General features: G+C 39.3%; 10 protein-coding genes. 2 read left to right on the top strand and 8 right to left on the bottom strand.

Annotation, left to right across the window (positions count from 1 at the left end):
- Positions 1-251 precede the first annotated feature (251 nt).
- The 3 genes from CBW18_RS19235 to CBW18_RS19245 are packed head-to-tail and all read right to left on the bottom strand — an operon-like array spanning position 252 to position 9,342.
- Positions 252-2,213 carry an OmpA family protein gene (locus CBW18_RS19235; protein ID WP_088302991.1) on the bottom strand — a complete coding sequence of 654 codons (1,962 nt, stop codon included), beginning with the start codon at positions 2,211-2,213 and terminating at the stop codon, positions 252-254.
- Positions 2,214-2,249: 36 nt separating this feature from the next.
- Positions 2,250-3,224: a type IX secretion system membrane protein PorP/SprF gene (locus tag CBW18_RS19240; protein ID WP_253249088.1), complete on the bottom strand. Its 975-nt coding sequence runs from the start codon at positions 3,222-3,224 to the stop codon at positions 2,250-2,252.
- Positions 3,225-3,282: 58 nt separating this feature from the next.
- On the bottom strand, positions 3,283-9,342 hold the full coding sequence (locus CBW18_RS19245) for an Ig-like domain-containing protein (RefSeq protein WP_088302993.1): 6,060 nt from the start codon (positions 9,340-9,342) through the stop codon (positions 3,283-3,285).
- Positions 9,343-10,291: 949 nt separating this feature from the next.
- Here CBW18_RS19245 and CBW18_RS21480 point away from each other — a divergent pair.
- Entirely contained in the window at positions 10,292-10,468 is a 177-nt protein-coding gene (locus tag CBW18_RS21480) for a hypothetical protein (protein ID WP_172406585.1), read from the top strand.
- 17 nt (positions 10,469-10,485) lie between these two features.
- Here CBW18_RS21480 and CBW18_RS19250 read toward each other — a convergent pair whose 3' ends face one another.
- The 5 genes from CBW18_RS19250 to proS all read right to left on the bottom strand — a co-directional run bounded on the left by CBW18_RS19250 (position 10,486) and on the right by proS (position 16,101).
- Complete coding sequence (locus tag CBW18_RS19250) at positions 10,486-11,133, bottom strand: response regulator transcription factor (RefSeq protein ID WP_088302994.1); 648 nt, start codon at positions 11,131-11,133, stop codon at positions 10,486-10,488.
- 568 nt (positions 11,134-11,701) lie between these two features.
- Positions 11,702-12,226, bottom strand: coding sequence for a Crp/Fnr family transcriptional regulator (locus CBW18_RS19255; RefSeq protein ID WP_253249089.1), 525 nt, complete (start codon positions 12,224-12,226; stop codon positions 11,702-11,704).
- A gap of 205 nt (positions 12,227-12,431) precedes the next feature.
- Positions 12,432-13,250 carry a TIGR02757 family protein gene (locus tag CBW18_RS19260; RefSeq protein WP_088303030.1) on the bottom strand — a complete coding sequence of 273 codons (819 nt, stop codon included), beginning with the start codon at positions 13,248-13,250 and terminating at the stop codon, positions 12,432-12,434.
- Between the two features lie 171 nt (positions 13,251-13,421).
- Positions 13,422-14,561, bottom strand: a complete 1,140-nt coding sequence (locus CBW18_RS19265) for a cystathionine gamma-synthase (protein WP_088302996.1) — start codon at positions 14,559-14,561, stop codon at positions 13,422-13,424.
- Between the two features lie 67 nt (positions 14,562-14,628).
- On the bottom strand, positions 14,629-16,101 hold the full coding sequence (proS, locus tag CBW18_RS19270; RefSeq protein WP_088302997.1) for a proline--tRNA ligase: 1,473 nt from the start codon (positions 16,099-16,101) through the stop codon (positions 14,629-14,631).
- A gap of 198 nt (positions 16,102-16,299) precedes the next feature.
- On the opposite strand from proS, the gene CBW18_RS19275 reads away from it, so the two are divergent.
- Positions 16,300-17,283 carry a hypothetical protein gene (locus tag CBW18_RS19275; RefSeq protein ID WP_088302998.1) on the top strand — a complete coding sequence of 328 codons (984 nt, stop codon included), beginning with the start codon at positions 16,300-16,302 and terminating at the stop codon, positions 17,281-17,283.
- Positions 17,284-17,299: the final 16 nt, after the last annotated feature.

The following is a 17,299-nucleotide window of genomic DNA, read 5'->3' on the forward strand; positions in this document are numbered from 1 at the left end:
ACAAAAATACTAATAAATTTAGCTTAAATACTTTCTTTGCAAGTTTAATTACCAACAAAATACTAACATTTTTAGTTTAAATTATTTGAGAATATTAGCCGCAGTGAAATCACACATCCAACAGGTTACCTGTAGCTAAGCAGCGTTAGCGCATTTCAAATTTTAATTTAAAACACAAAAAAATGCGCTGACATTTCTGCCAGCGCATTTAAAAAAATTAATTTACTATTATGGTAACCTGAGTGTACCTCTTATTGTTTAACAATTTTGAATTCTGTACGCCTGTTCAATTGATGTTCTTCCTCGCTGCAAGCCATCCCATTAGCACATGAATTGATTAACCTTGTTTCTCCGTAGCCTTTTGCTTCAATCCGGTTTTTATCTATGCCCCTTGAAATGATATACTCCACTACAGATTCAGCACGCTTTTGCGATAACCTTAAGTTAAAGGCATCATGACCGCGGCTATCAGTATGCGATTCGATCTCGATCCAGATGGTTGGATTGTCTTTCATAATTTTGACAAGTGCATCCAGTTCAATTGCCGCATCAGGACGGACATTCCATTTTTCAAAGTCATAGTAAATGTTTTCTAACCTGATTTCCTTTTCTAATTCTATCGGCTCCAGGTGCAGATCCTGAACGATCGCCGATACCTTATCGACAGAGACTATGTCAAGGTTTACGGCATCAGTACGAAAATGACTCGCCTCTGCCGACACTGTGTAAGCTGATCCGGCTGATAAACTAAATTTATATTCCCCCTGATTATCAGTTTCTACTTTTGAACTTCCTCCGTTAATTCTTGTCAAGGTAACCAATGCACCGGCAACAGGTTGTTTGCTTTTACGATCATAAATTTTTCCAGTCAGTTCAACAGCACGGACAGACTTCAGATCAAGCAGATAAATATCGTCGCTACCCATCCCATTCGAACGGTTTGACGACAGATGTGCCACGCCGCTTTTCTGATTTAAACTAAAGGCAAAATCATCCTGAGGCGAGTTGAAAGGATAACCCAGATTTTCAACCTGCCAGGCGCCTGCAGTATTCTTTAATGCGTGAAAAACATCAAGACTGCCCATTCCAACATGGCCATCACTTGCGAAATACAAATTATTCCCAGCTACAGCAAAGGGGCTACGTTCATTGCCTGCTGTATTGATTTGCTCCAGATTGACCGGACTGCCCCACTTACCTGTATCATTTTTCAAGCAAACATAAATGTCTGTCCCACCTTTCCCACCGGGTTTGTTTGAAGAGAAATACAGACTCCTGCCATCACCAGAAATAAAAGGATCACCAACAGAATATTCGTTGATCGCATTATGCACAAAAGCCACCGGTGCTCCCCAATTCCCACTGGCATCCTTCACGCTGCTATAAATAGACACATTTACAGTACTGGGTTTATTTTTTATCTTCTTTAAGGATTCGGGAATCTTTGTCATCGTGAAGTACATCGTATTTCCATCAGCAGTAAAAGTGGCTGAGCCCACATGATAACGGGCACCGGTTTGCAGAGGAAACATTTTTAAACTGTCTGTAGAAGAAGTTTTGATATACAATTTCAGGTAACCATTACCTGTCCAGCCATAGATCTTTTGATCAGGCATTCTTGCACCATCAAATCTTAAAAAGGGCGATTCTGATACCAAACCGGGAGTAACTGCAGTTCGGTCTGACGTAAGCACAATGGCACCATTATATCCAACAGATCCCCAGTCAGACTGCGGACTGTTCAGTTCTTTCTGATTAATTATTTCAACTTGCCGGGGATTCTTCATCCATTTTGAAGCCGAATCGCAGGAAGCCAGCCAAACGTTTGCATCTTCTTTGGAAATGTTCTGACCGAGCTTAATATATGATGTATACTGAACTTTAGCTGCGTTATATTTTGAATTGCTTTGAAGTGCCTTGGCATAACCCAGTAGATTTTCAGGCTTGCTCCCCGGCATTTTTGCAGCTATGGCATACCAGCTTTCGGCCTGTTTATAATTATTGATAAAGGCATATGCCATGGCCAAACGCTCTGCCGTATGTAAATTTTCCTTTTTTCTAAAAGCTTGTTCATATAAATCAATAGCCTTCGCATAATTAAACAACTCAAACTGGTGATCTGCAGATTTTAATATATACTGGGCATTTACTGACCCTGATAAAGCCAACACGCAACAAACGGTAAAATATATTTTTTGTAGTTTTTTATTCATTATAATAGCTAAAAATTCCTTTAATAGTCGATTTAATTAAAATACCCTCGGTGTAGCCAACCTGATGTTTGGCTTAATAAAGGAATAAGCAATTGATATTTCATGCGTGCCTCCGCTGTAGCCTTGTAATGCACCAATGGAAAAATCATAGCCATAGCCAATCCGCAGCTTTTCTGAAGGAAAAATCTGAATGGATGCAACTGCTGAATTTCGCTGACTAAGATCTTTTTGAAGGTAACTTTTGTCGTAAATTTTTAATCCGGTACGGTAAGAACCACCTACCCACAAAACCTCCTTAATCATTAAAAATGCATTTAGATCTAAACTGGTGGGCCCTCCCCGGTCGTCTTTAAGCAAAAACGATGGCTTGATCTGAAAATCTTCAGACAGTGGAAATAATGCGCCCGCGGTTAAATAGTAATGGGGTTTTGGTTGGGAAATAAAAGCATAGCGATCAACATTGATGTAAGTAGCAATCAGGTTATCAACCGATAAACCAGCATAATAGCGATCATTAGCAAAATAAACACCTGCGCGTGCATCAGGGACGATTGTACGCTGCACTCCAACGGGTTGAAAAACCTCTGTATGATTTGGGTTGAGCATCGATCCGTCAATACCCAATTGTATCATACCTACACCTAATCCTAAAGCAAGTCTTGAACTCCCGTCATCATTCATCCGTATCCGGTAAGCATAATTCCCATAAATACTCAGATTCGTTTGTGCACCTAATTTGTCGCTTGAGACCTGGAGTGCAAGTCCCACATTCTGGCTGTTTGCCGTGGCATCTACGGCTAATGACATGGTGCGCGGTGCCCCGGAAATACCTGTCCACTGACTTCTGTAAAAGCTATGTACATTCAGTACTTCTTTATAACCAGCATAAGCCGGATTGATATAAATCCCGTTAAACATGTACTGGCTAAACTGCGCATCCTGCTGCGCCACCGAATGCTGCGAGAGAAATAAAACGCAACAACCGATTAACAATAATATTTTTTTCATCATTTTAATATCCTTAACAGAAGTCCACCTTTTAACGGGATAACTTCTTAAAAGTCATTTTCTAATTTTTAAATGCCCTGATTAATGTAGTGTACCCCTTAAATACTTCCACTTCATTACTTCCGGTTTTTTTAACACGCAACAAGTAATAGTAAGTACCTTCATTTAAGCCCTCACCGGTCCAGTTGTTTTGATATCCTTTCGTATGGAAGACTTCATTTCCCCAACGGTTAATGATTTGCAGTTCATTTGACTGATATTGACTTAAGCCAATAATTTCAAATGCATCATTAACACCATCACCATTTGGCGTGAACAGGTTTGGAATTGTAATTTCTGTAAAACTGGCCGTAATTACTACTGATGCAATATTGGTATAGTATCCATTGGCATCTTTTAGCCTATAGGTAAAGGTATCACTACCGGTAAAGCCTGTATTTGGCGTAAAGGTTACTGTACCATCTGCATTTATCACTATGCGGCCATTTCTAGGCTGACTTACAATTTCTATGCTTGATTTTACAAAAGTCGAACTTCCGGCATCGTCATTTAACATAATATTGATGGTTACCGGTGCATTTGCCGTCACCACCGCGGCATCATCAACTGCTTTTGGAGATTTAGGAAAACTGGTAACCGTAGGGGCATCATTGTTTTCCTGTGTACCTGAAATATCACTCACATTAACATTGTCAGCTGTTTTTGCATTTGCGGTTGCGGTATTGGTTACTGCACCCAGATCTTTATCTGTTTGTGTAATCGTATAAACAGCTGCATCAGTTACCGTTGCTCCAGGAAGCAAACCGCCTGCAACAGCAATTGCCTTATTATTAATCCCAAGCCTGGAATCTGTTAAGGTTACACTGTTTAAAGTTACTGTTCCTGTGTTTTTGATCAGAAATGTATAAGTGATTTGATTACCGTTCAATGCAGCTGTTTTAATTAATGCAATAGAACTAATGGCAGGTATATTTATTGGGGTTACTGTTACCGGAATGGTTACGGTAGCTACTCCACCTTTACCATCACTTACTGTAACGGTGAATGAATCTGTGCCGGTATATCCTGTTGCCGGTGTATACACATAGGAGTTTCCGTTAAGGGTCACCGTTCCGTGAGCTGGTGTTACTGAAGTGTTGAATGTTATTACGTCGCCATCTGGATCAGATGCCGTAATAACTCCATTAAACGGTGTATTTTGAGTCGTGGTAATTCCAGGAGCACTCGCAACAGGAGCCCGGTTGTCTCTGATATTGACTACCGCAGGTGTTGTTATTGCGGTAATGCGTGGATTATCAGTAACGCCAACCATCGTTAAAACGACGGTCTCATTTCCTTCATTGAGGTTATCGTCCAGCACAGGCACGTTTAAGGTCACTGATGTTGCACCTGCCGGGATGACAATTGAAGAACCTAGCGAAGTATAATCTGATCCTGCAGTTGCTGTTCCTGATACAACAAAATCTATTTTGGTATCAGTTGTAGAAACCTGACTAAGCGTAAAGGTAAATTGCCCCGGAGTTGATGGTTCTGCACCATCTTTCGTTCCGGCTACGGTAACCGTTCCGGTTGTTCCGTCGATGATCATGATGGTTGCAGGTACGCGAAGGATCACCAGCGATGGATTGGTTGAGGTAGTCAACGTAGCCATTACAGTTTCGTTTCCTTCGATTAGACCATCGCCAAGCACCGGAATTTGAATCACTGCTGAAGTTGCACCTGCCGGGATTGTCACTGTTTTTACCACTGGAGTATAGTCTTCTCCTTCTCTCGCTGTGCCGCTTAAAGTATAACTGATTACAGTATTGGTAGCAGATGGCTTGCTCAATGTAATGATAAACGTTCCATTGATAGTACCATTTTCATTACCATCATTTCCTGCCTTTATAGTGGCTATAAGTGGGCGGTTATCAAGAATAGTAGTCTGTACAGCCGCATTTCCAAGAGATGCCGGACCATTTAGGTTCTGAATGGTGATGGTATAATTTTCATCATCTTCATTGATACCATCATCATTAATGATCACCGGAAAAGTAATGGTACTGCCTGGCTGCCCTAATACCGTACCTGCAGGAAATGTAAGTGTTTGCGGGCTGAAATTATAATCATTGGAACTTGTTGTACCATTAATAATTGCGGTAACAACCGAAACCGGCGATGCCAGAACGGTACCCGCTGTTCCGGAAAGGGTGACCGTATAATTAACAGTTTCTGCGTTCTCATTTACCGAGGCAGGGCCTGATAATACCACTGTGGGATAAATAACCACCTTAACTAAAATAGGGTCACTCATCACACCATCAGCTGTAGTGAGCGTATAAGTATAAGTATCGGTTCCGGTATAGCCACTGTTCGGGGTATAGGTTACTTTTCCTAAAACATCAACAGTTGTTGAACCGTGGGTACCATTGGTAGCGGAAACTGTACTATTGGTCGCTGTTGCACCGTCATTCCCTTTTACGGTAGTAATAACTGGTGTATTTGTCAGGGTGGTGATCTCATCAGCAGTACCAACAGGTTTAACTTCAATAACAAAGGTTTGTATCCGACTCTGATCAACGCCACCGTTTTCAGTACCGCCATTATCATGAATGGCTACTAATACAGTCGCTCTGCCGGCAAAGTTACCCGAAGGTGTAAAGGTTAGATTTCCGTTAGAAGATACAGCTGGTTGAACACTAAATAAATCATTGTTATCATTACTGGTAATAAAATCAACAACTTGAGCCGATTCGTTCACCGGACCGGTACTGATTCCTGACGCCCATCCGGTTACAGTTTGCAAACCTGAATTTGCATTAACCAGCTGATTGCTGCCTTTGATAAATGCAGGTGCATCGTTTACAGGAACAACTGTGATATTAACAGTTACCAATGAAGTTCCGCATACATTATCGTTCACCAAAACGGTAAAGAAATCAGTGCCATTATAATTCAATCCGGGCGCATAACTATATGTACCTGTCTCAGAAATCGTAACGGTTCCATGTGCCGGATCTGAAGCCTTCGTATAAATTAAATGATCGCCATCCGGGTCTGTTGTGGTTGCATTCCCAGTTAACATGACATCTTCATTGGTAGTTACCGCATAGGTATTGGCCGATGGCTTATTGGTAATGTTAATTGTCGCACTGCCATTCATGGTCTGTATACAAACTGGCGTAGTAGAACTGGTGGCTGTTATGGTATAAGTACCGGCCCCGGTTTGATTACCGAACGAAATAGCAGAACCATTTCCCAAAACTGGATTTCCCGTATTGATACCGGCCATTTGCAGTTGATAACTTACACCCGTTTGTGAGTTGGATAAACCGACCTCTACACCTGCCGTGCCTGCACAATAAATACCTCCGCCTGTTACATTGTAAATAGTTGGCAAAGGATTAACTGTGATCTGAACAACTCCGCTTACTGTTGGGATGGCGCAACTTCCAGAAGTGACCTGCCTCCTGAAATAGGTAGTTGAAGTGAGCACGCCAGGGTCGTAAGATAGCTGAGTCGCTCCGCTGATGTCGGTGAAATTTAAATTATCCAAACTAGACTGCCATTGATAATTGTAGCTGCCTGAACCATCAACAGGCACAGTACCGGTAATATTTCCCGGATCGCCACTTTCACAGAAAGCCGTGATGACAGGTGCTGTGATGATATTATTGCTTAATGTAGATTGTATGGTAACGGTTAAGACATTTGTTGGTACCGGATCGCATCCCCCCCCTGTAGCACTGTCCATCCTTCTGAAATATGTAGTTTGACCTATAACTGGTGCATCATAAACAGCCGAATTAGCGCCTGATATATCTGTAAAGTTCGCTGTTGAACTTGTGGTAGAGGACTGCCATTGGTAACTATAGCTACCTGATCCTCCTGATGGAGCAGACTGTGTGAAAGCCACAGGATCACCTGTTGTACAAAATGTCTGATCTCCTGAAATCGTTCCAGCTGTTAATGCAGGAGTTATCGTAACTACGATCGGAATTTTATCACTTTCACAGCTTCCATTGGTTTGGCTCACATAATAAGTTGTATTGCCTACTGCTGACGTTCCGGGAATTGGAGCATTGACACTCGAAGTTCCGTTTATACTTGTATACCACAATAAAGTATCACCCGAAGGCGGGGTAGAAACAGAAGAAACTAATGACGACGCAGTTGTACCCTGGCAATACGTTACTGAACTTTTAACTATTACAGGATTTACCGGTGTGGAAAGCCTTGTGATACTCGTATTATTTGAGGTATTTTCAGGCGGTTCGATATCACTTGAAGCACTTGCCGTGTTATAGTTACTATAGGCAATTTTGGCTTCATCATTATAATTTCCTGAGCCTGTGAGACTGTAAGTGATAGGGAAATTATAATACCTGCCCCCTTGAACGTCTATCGGCTGATTACTGATATAGGTTACTGTAGATCCTGATTGTGAAATATCCCAGCCGGTACTTGAACCTGCAGTAAAGGTATATCCTGAAGGTATAGTTTTCGTAATGACCAAATGGTTACCAATTGCAGTATTGGAAAGATTTTCCATCGGCCTGTTGCCAACGTTACCAGCCCGCATGGTAAAAGTCGTCGTCGTATTACCAGAAGTATTCAGACAATAACGATCAGCTGTTTTATCGATGAAAGCATCTGTTCCTGTTGCCTGAACAGGAATACTGGCCACTGATGTATTATTATTTATATCCTGATCCTGAATATCCGTAGTAGTAATATTAACGGTGTTATTAAGCACATTACCGGTTGGTATTGTATTCAGCGATCCCGAGACAACAATTTTAGCAGACGCGTTTGCGGCAATATCAAAACTACCGGCAATCCGGCCAGTTGTATTTGGGCTGGCAGGTGTAAAATTAGCACTTGTAAATCCGGTAGGAATAATGCTGTTAATGGTGAATGCCCCGTTGGAAAGCGCATTACCCTTGGCATCAGTCAGCTGATCATTGAATTGCACATTAGTCAATGCGGCATTGGTATCATTGATGACATCTAGCGTGTAGGTTACCTCGTTATTTGTGCCCGCCTGAAGAATGTCACGGTTTGCACGTTTCACAACCCTGATGTTACCAGGTGTAGTCACCAGTAAATTGCGGATCTCATGATAGTTGAAAGCGCCACCGCTTGATGCTGCAAAACCCATTTTCAGCGTTGCCGGCGGCACGTCAGGAGATAAATAATTGATCAATTCTACAAATGGACCTTCAGCAGATTTTTCCATTCTCACAATTACCCGGTATTGCCCTGATTCCGGCTTGATTTCAATTTGTACTCTCCTAAAAAATTGTTCGTCGGTGGGCCTGGTATCTGAAAATGAATTTCCTGGTCCTGTACCTATATTATAATCAATTTCATTTCTTAGTCTGATATCACCAATATTACCATTTCTATTTCCTAAACGTACCCCGGTTAAAAATCTATTGGTTGGTAATATGCCGTCAACAGTCTGCTCAGTTCTGTTTGACGTGGTAATGCCCCTTACAACAACGGTATTAGCTGTTTCGCTCGTACCAAAACCACCATTTCTACCCTCGATGGCATTTCCATAATTACCAAACGCATCCAAACCTACACTAATATAGCCGCCGGCTAAGCCATCAAGAACCGGAGGGGTTGATTGAATATTGGGAGCATAACCTAAAGACCCTCCAAAGCCACCTAACCTGAAAGGCTGACTGGCATCAAATAAGAATACAGCAATACCATCACCTCCATTATAATTATTTTCACTGTTTGCCGCATTGCGCCACATCTTGTATTCAAAGTCGATCAATACACCTAATGTTGAGGGAAAAGATTTGTCTACATAGGCATAGCCACGCTGATTAACAGTTGAATTGGTTAAACGCAACCATCCGGCACCAAGCGGATCAGCTACTCCTGAAGTTAAAATTGCCGTACCATCTGCTCCGCCAGGACCACCTATAATGATTTGCGGAGAACCAGATCCCCTAAAATTCTCTGTAATGGTAAACTGCGAAAATGCATCAACAGCGTATGCAGAGAACAGAAAAAAAATAAAAATAAATTTTATAAAACAATTTATAAACCTATTTGTTTCATACACAATAGGTGCAAAATCATTACGTAGGTAAATACGTAAATGAAATAAAACTTTAATCATACAGGAATAGAATATTAAATTGCAGCAATAAGATGTTGCAGTAGTTTTTTGGTTTTAAGGCACAGTTAATACCTATCTATCTTATAAAGAAGATGCTTTAAGTTCATTATGAAACTTACATCTCCTTATTTAAAATAAGGCTGCAAATATCCGGAAAGAATCTCAATTAAAAAATTAATGCCTGTATTTTTGCATTATTAATTATACATAAAATCAAAGACTTTGATAATTATCAAACGTTTTTTTTGAGATATAGGAAGTACAACTTAAAAACAGCGTGAATTAACAATATATCTGGCTGGAGCAAACAGGTTAAATATCTGATTCAGTTAGTATCAGAATTAAAGTCCTATAGGAGACGACATTTACTTGATAGGAACAGCTAAAAAAAGATATACGACTTGCTATAAGATTATAAAGATATAACCTTAAATAAATCGTTTATAAGAATAAAAGATCAGGCGAACACAAATTAATGTCATTTCAGATGATAAGATCGTATTTTTAGACACTGTTCATAACATGTAATTCTAAACCAATTACTGAATAAAACATATTCAGTTAACGTGAAAAAACATAAAATTTCTTAAAACATCTGTAGCACTTAAAATGCCTTACCTGAACAAATGGCATTAGTACCTTAAAAATAAATCCTCTTGGCACCCTGGATGTTTCCGGATTTTTACAAGAAGGGCACACTGGGCATACCCTTGATGGCGGATTATCAATTTGAGTTGACATAAAATAACTAAAAGTTTGATTGGTATAAACAAAAATATTTATTCTCAACGAGAAAACATATAGTTATGGCAACATATGCAATTAAAGTTGACAAAAGTATGCATAAAAAACTTCGGATAATAAATATTGATATTAATATTCCAACATTAATATAAAACTATTACATCTTTTAATATGTTATCCTAATAATTATATAAATATTAATAATATGAGCACAAAAGATAATACCAGCGATAAAACACAAGGCACATCAAAAGAGAAAGCCACATTTGATCAGAATGGTAAAGGCGCATCTGAAAAATACGGACAATCAGGGGATACCCCAAATGAATCAGCAGATGAAAATGGAACAGGTACGGCTAAAAAACAAACCCATAAAAAATAGAAAGAGTTAAACTCTTTCTATTTTTCGTAAATACTCATTTTCTCAGCGAGTTCAATAATACTTTTGATTTTCAGCTTCTGGAACAATCTTAATTTATAAGTACTAACAGTTCCCATTTGTAAATTCAGCTGATTAGAAATATCTAAAACGCCTATTCCTTTGGTCAAAAGTTCTGCCACTTCTAATTCTCTACCAGACAGTTTAGTAAATGGATTATCGGCATCGTTTCCTAAAATGCTGTTGAACATGTTTTCTTTAACATTTCTGCTCGAATAACGGCTTCCTGCTAAAATCGTGGTAATAGCCGTTACAATTTCAGATTCTTCTGCATTCTTAGTCAAATAACCTGAAGCACCAGACTTTAAATATGGAACAGCATAAATATTTTCATTCAGTGAAGAGAAAACCAAGATTTTAGCTGTAGCCTGAACAGATTTAATCTGGTCAATTACCTTTAAGTTATTCCCACCTGGAAGGTTAACATCAATAATAATTAAATTAGGCGCTTTCTGAGCTTCAACTAATGCCTCTTCCATTGTACTGGCATGGATAATTTCAACCCCTGACCAGAAATCAGATATTAAATTTTTTAACCCTCTGCGAACAATCTCATGATCATCAGCAATAAGTACAGTGAAAGTACTTCCCGTATTTTTTGGTTTCATTGTGTGTTTATAAAGTTGTAATTATTCTCAAAATTATCAATTTTACCATATTCCGTAGTCCGTTCCTTTCAAAAAAAGACTATTTTATTGATGGCTCAAATGTAAACATTATTATACAATTTTGCTTGTTTTTACATTTTTTTACGAAAAAAAATTTATTTGCATCTTCAATCCGTTTAATAACGTGCAAGCTATGAAAATCTTACTTATTTTTAGTAAAACGTTATACCAAGAATTTTCTCTGCACTAAATCGATTAATTTCGCTAAATACGTTCAAAAATTTGAATTTTAGCTGATTTTAATTAAGTATTACGAAAACATTCACCTTTTTTACAATTATAGCAATGAAAACCTCAAAAAATCAGGAGCCGGTACGATAAATAAAGATGGGAAGAGAGGAACTTAATTATCAAAACTATTGTTAATGAAACATCACATCATCATAAATTAAATAGTAATCCACAATAAGTTGTAACTATATGAATTTAACGATGAATAATAATCTGACTCAAGTTTAATCGTAATAGTCAGAACATATTTTCAACAAACGGCATTAACCTTATTTATTTAGATTTTTGCCCTGATCCGGCTTAAAGTTTCTAAACGAATGGCCAGAAAAGATGCAATGTGCTTAAGTGAAACGCGATGAATTAAATCGGGAAAAGACATCAGAAAGCGCTTATATCTTTTTTCTGCAGATGAGATTCTGCAAAGATAGGCCCGCTCTTCAGCAGAGCGATAATACAACTCCATTATTTTCCTGCCTACAATATTTGCCTCAGGGAAGTGTTCAAAAAGATATTCTGTAAGTTCATGCGGAAGAGCAATCAAATCAACATCTTCCAGGGCCTGTAAATATTCTTCTGAATCAGCATTTACCCATAGATTACTGATTGTACCTACAATTTCATTTTCTTTTGAAATCCAGGTTGTAATTTCCAGATTGGCATCTTTAACAAAACCTCTGACTATTCCCTTTACGATTAGAAATAAATATTCATTTCGGTCTAAAGGCGACATGATAAATTTATTTTTTTTATAGCTTACCGGAAAAGTATACTGATTGATGCGCTGTTCAATTTCTTTATTCAAAGGATGGAATTTTTTGAAAATCGATATCAATGGAGAAGAATTATTAAATCTTTTCCATTTATCTTCATCAGATAAATTAACAGCAATCATTTATAAACAACTAAGTAAAGGGCTAAAAAATGCCTCACTACGTGTACACACGAACAGTAAAACATTAATCCAAAGAAAAGAATTTTTTCTTGACATTTCTCAAATTTGACTTATTTTATAAAATTTTCTCTACTCCTAATCCGAATAACGCATAATCATATTTAACCGGATCATTAGGATCAAATTGTTTCAGATGCGCTGTCAATTCTACAGCAGTTTGCCAATCATTTTGCTTTCTGTGAATTAGGCCTAGTAAGCGCCCTACCCGATCTACATGCACATCACAGGGACAAATCAAATCTGAAGAATGAAGTGTGTTCCAGATTCCAAAATCGACACCATGATCGTCTTTTCTGACCATCCAGCGTAAAAACATATTTAACCGCTTGCAGGTAGACTTTTGTTTTGGTGAAGATATATGCTTTTTGGTTCGGTGCGGAAAATCTTCCTGTGAGAAGAAATAGGCCCTAAAATAGTTCAAAGAATCTTCAATAGTTGACTGCCTGATGGGCTCGCCGCCGGGTACAGAAGTAGCCAATATTCCACCAGCATCGTTTTGTGGAATTAAAAAGGCCTGCTCCAGGCTATCATAATTTTGATAATGTAGCTTAAAAAAAGAAATAAAATAAAGCAGATCCGTATCATTAAACGTACGATGCTTGAAACCCAGCAGTTGTTTTAAATCGCCATCTTCATGATTCACCATAAAATCATAAGGTGCATTATCCATTCTAAGCAGCAGTTCTTTACACTTATTTATAATGGTCTTGCGTTGACCCCAGGCCAAAATTGCAGCAAAAAAACCCGCTATTTCTATGTCTTGCTTTTTTTTAAAGCTATGTGGGATGCAAATCGGATCATTCGCAATAAAATCAATCTGATTATATTGTTCAACCTTTTGATCAAGAAAGTTTTTTAGTTCTAAAAATTGCATTTGTATGGGATAACGAAAAGCCATCCAGACTTTCTTCATTAATTAATCAAATGATATAATTTGCAGGTTGCAGATGAAAAAGGATAAGCCAGCTTAGGATAGATTCGTGTGAATCAGAAATCGGATATATAAAAAGATCGGGCAAATGATCACATCTGCCCGAAAAATAAGCTATGCGAGGGCGTTCTCAAGATCTTCTAAAAGATCCTCAATATCTTCCACCCCAACGCTTAAACGAAGTAAATTATCAGTAACCCCTACTTTTTCACGTTCTTCCTTAGGGATTGAACCGTGCGTCATGGTAGCGGGGTGATTAATTAAAGACTCTACGCCTCCCAAAGATTCAGCAAGTGTAAATACCTTAAAATTAGAGGAGATCCTGAATGTTTCCTGTAGGTCTGCTCCTTTAAGCGTAATAGAAATCATTCCACCAAAACCACGCATTTGTTTTTTTGCCACATCATGATTAGGATGATCTTCAAAGCCCGGCCAGTAAATTTTATCTACTTTTGGATGGTTTTTCAGGAAATGAGCAATACGTTCACCATTTTCACAATGCGCTTTCATCCGCAAATGCAAAGTTTTGATGCCACGCAAAACTAGAAAGGAATCCTGAGGTCCTGGTGTTGCGCCGCAGGCATTGTAGATAAACCAAAGGTCTTTGTAAAGCTGCTCATCACTGGTTACCAAAGCACCCATAACCACATCAGAGTGGCCTCCAATATATTTGGTAACGGAATGCATCACAATATCGGCACCTAAATCAATCGGGTTTTGTAAATATGGCGAAGCGAAGGTATTATCAACAGTCAGGATCAGATTTTTCTCTTTTGTAATTTTTGCCACCCCTTCAATATCAATAATCTGCATGGTTGGATTTGTAGGTGTTTCAATCCATACCAATTTTGTTTTATCGTTGATATAAGGTAACATATGCTCTGGTTTGGAAAGATCCAGAAAATGAAACTTAATCCCGTATTTGGTAAAAATTTTGGTGAAGATCCGGTATGAACCACCATATAAATCATTTCCGGTAATTACCTCATCACCTGGTTGAAGCAATTTCAAAACGGCATCTGTAGCACCCATTCCACTCGAAAAAGCAAGGCCATACTTCGCATTTTCTAAAGCTGCAAGGCAATCTTCCAAGGCCTTTCGTGTTGGATTGGTACCTCTTGAATATTCATATCCTTTATTGTCTCCAGGCGATTTCTGCCAGTAGGTTGAAGTTTGATATATAGGCGTCATCACAGCGCCGGTTGTTGGATCAGGTTCCTGACCTGCATGTATTGCTTTTGTTCCGAATTTCATTTTTTTTTAAAATTTGAGACAGGGAATCCAGAATTGAGTTTTATAATTCATCCCCTGTCATTACCAATTAATATGCCCTTGCAAACAACACTCTTTGGGTAGACGGTTTGCCTGAATAAATACAAATGCCGTCTTCCAATTTGTTATCCAATGGAATACAACGGATCGTTGCTTTGGTTTCTTCTTTAATTTTTTGCTCTGTTTCAGGTGTGCCATCCCAGTGGGCAGAAATAAAACCTGCTTTTGTATCCAATAAATCTTTTAATTCCTGGTAAGAATTGGCTTCCGTAATATGTGCATCTCTATATTCCAATGCTTTATTGAACATACAAGTTTGGATGTCTTCCAGTAATTTGATGATATAAATATCAAGACCTTCCTGTGGCACCGTTTGTTTCAGCTTAGTATCCCTTCTGGCAATTTCAACTGTTTTATTTTCCAGATCTCTGCCACCAATAGCAATGCGAATCGGCACCCCTTTTAATTCATAATCAGCAAATTTAAAGCCCGGACGCTGGGTATCTCGATCATCATACTTTACTGAAACACCCATGCCTTTCAATCGCATGGTCAGTTCATTCACATAGGCTGTAATTTTAGCAAGATCTTCTTCACCCTTGTAAATCGGAATGATCACAACCTGAACCGGGGCCAGTTTTGGCGGGATAATTAATCCTGAATCATCACTATGTGCCATAATCAGTGCGCCCATCAAACGAGTGGAAACACCCCATGAAGTTGCCCACACATGATCCAGCTTACCATCTTTACCTGTAAATTTCACATCAAATGCCTTTGCAAAATTCTGACCCAAAAAGTGAGAAGTTCCGGCCTGTAGTGCTTTACCATCCTGCATTAAGGCTTCTATACAGTAAGTATCCAAAGCACCCGCAAATCTTTCATTGGGCGATTTCCGACCTCTAATAACTGGTACAGCCAGCCAGTTTTCAGCAAAATCTGCATAAATATGCAACATGCGTTCTGTTTCCTCAATGGCCTCCTCCGCTGTAGCATGAGCAGTATGCCCTTCCTGCCATAAAAACTCAGCAGTACGCAAAAATAAACGGGTTCTCATCTCCCACCGCACCACATTGGCCCACTGGTTAATCAGAATAGGGAGATCACGATAAGACTGTATCCATCCTTTATAGGTATTCCAGATAATGGTTTCAGAAGTTGGGCGAACAATCAATTCTTCTTCTAATTTTGCGGTCTCATCAACTACAATATTACCATTTCCATCATTCTTTAAACGGTAGTGTGTCACAACTGCACATTCAGTGGCAAATCCCTCTACATGAGAGGCTTCCTTTGAAAAAAATGACTTAGGTATGAATAAAGGAAAATAAGCATTACTGTGACCGGTATCTTTAAACATTTTATCTAATACGGCCTGCATTTTTTCCCATATGGCATAACCATTAGGCTTTATAACCATGCAACCCCTAACTGCTGAATGCTCAGCAAGGTCGGCCTTTAATACGATATCATTGTACCACTGTGAATAATCTGCTGAACGGCTTGTAATTTCTTTGCTCATGTTATGTATTTGGAACGTAATTTGTGTGTTAAATAATGTGAAATTAGATCACAAATTTATAAATTTATGCCTACAAAACGATTATGTAGCGCTGGCATTTATAATAAGACATTAATCTGATTTAATAAATGGCGCAATTAAATGGCCGTAGCGTCAATTTTATTTAAATTTGTACACACACAACTAAATATAAGCACAATGAAACCAATCAATTTTTTACCCATTGTTATGATTGCCGCCGCAGGGCTGGTGGCGTCGTGCACTACATCCAAACTGGCTACAACCAGCCAGAATGATGATGTTTATAATTCTGTGGCAAAGGCAAGAGAGGTGGAAATTATTCCACAGCAACAGTACGCCCAGAACCAAAATGATAATCAGAACCAGGATGGTTATGACGAATATTATGGTACCAGTAACCCGTATTATGATATGGATTACTCTTCCAGAATCAATCGCTTTTCTAATGGTACCAGCTGGAGAGGATATTATGACCCGTATTATGATAATTTTTCATATGGTAATTCTTATGGCGCCACCAATTATTTAGGTTATGGTGGTTTAGGCTGGAGTAGTGGTTATGGATTAGGTGGCTGGGGCGGTGGCTTTGGTATAGGACTTGGTTATGGCAGCATCTGGAATAATCCTTTTTACTATGGTAACATGGGTTTTGGCTGGAACAATTTTGGCTGGAATAACTGGGGGCCATATTCTTATTATGATCGCTTCGGTTGGGGCGGTGGCTGGTACGGCGGAGGCTGGGGCTATGGCGGTGGTTTCTACGGTGGCGGTATTTACACCGGCAACAACAGTTACAGGGCCAGACCAGGAAATACCATGAACAGCAGAGGTTATGGAAATAGCAATGGTGGTAGCAATATGGGCAGACCCAACAGATCAGGCGTAGCTCCTCAAAATGGTGCTTACAGACAAGGTTATGCACCTAATAACAATGCCGGAAGGCCAACCAGGAGTCAGGCTAACGGACAACAAGGTGGTTATTCAAGACCGGATGCCAATTACAGCAGACCAGGCAGAAATGAAAATTATGCTCCTCAACCTCAAAGAACAGAAAGCAGGCCAACTTATTCTCCCCCTCCAACAAGCCGTGGCAGTAGCGGCGGCGGTTCTTATGGCGGCGGTGGCGGTGGCTCAAGACCATCAAGAGGAGGCAGAGGTTAATATTAGCAACACACAA

Origin of the sequence: Pedobacter sp. AJM (assembly GCF_002197755.1) — a bacterium.
Taxonomy (GTDB): domain Bacteria; phylum Bacteroidota; class Bacteroidia; order Sphingobacteriales; family Sphingobacteriaceae; genus Pedobacter.

Bases quoted from the DNA above. Each gene is read 5' to 3' on its own strand.
- CBW18_RS19240 (WP_253249088.1), bottom strand. From the start codon at position 3,224: ATGATGAAAAAAATATTATTGTTAATCGGTTGTTGCGTTTTATTTCTC.
- CBW18_RS19250 (WP_088302994.1), bottom strand. From the start codon at position 11,133: ATGAAACCAAAAAATACGGGAAGTACTTTCACTGTACTTATTGCTGAT.
- CBW18_RS19260 (WP_088303030.1), bottom strand. From the start codon at position 13,250: ATGCAATTTTTAGAACTAAAAAACTTTCTTGATCAAAAGGTTGAACAA.
- CBW18_RS19265 (WP_088302996.1), bottom strand. From the start codon at position 14,561: ATGAAATTCGGAACAAAAGCAATACATGCAGGTCAGGAACCTGATCCA.
- CBW18_RS19235 (WP_088302991.1), bottom strand. From the start codon at position 2,213: ATGAATAAAAAACTACAAAAAATATATTTTACCGTTTGTTGCGTGTTG.
- CBW18_RS19245 (WP_088302993.1), bottom strand. From the start codon at position 9,342: ATGATTAAAGTTTTATTTCATTTACGTATTTACCTACGTAATGATTTT.
- proS (WP_088302997.1), bottom strand. From the start codon at position 16,101: ATGAGCAAAGAAATTACAAGCCGTTCAGCAGATTATTCACAGTGGTAC.
- CBW18_RS19275 (WP_088302998.1), top strand. From the start codon at position 16,300: ATGAAACCAATCAATTTTTTACCCATTGTTATGATTGCCGCCGCAGGG.
- CBW18_RS21480 (WP_172406585.1), top strand. From the start codon at position 10,292: ATGAGCACAAAAGATAATACCAGCGATAAAACACAAGGCACATCAAAA.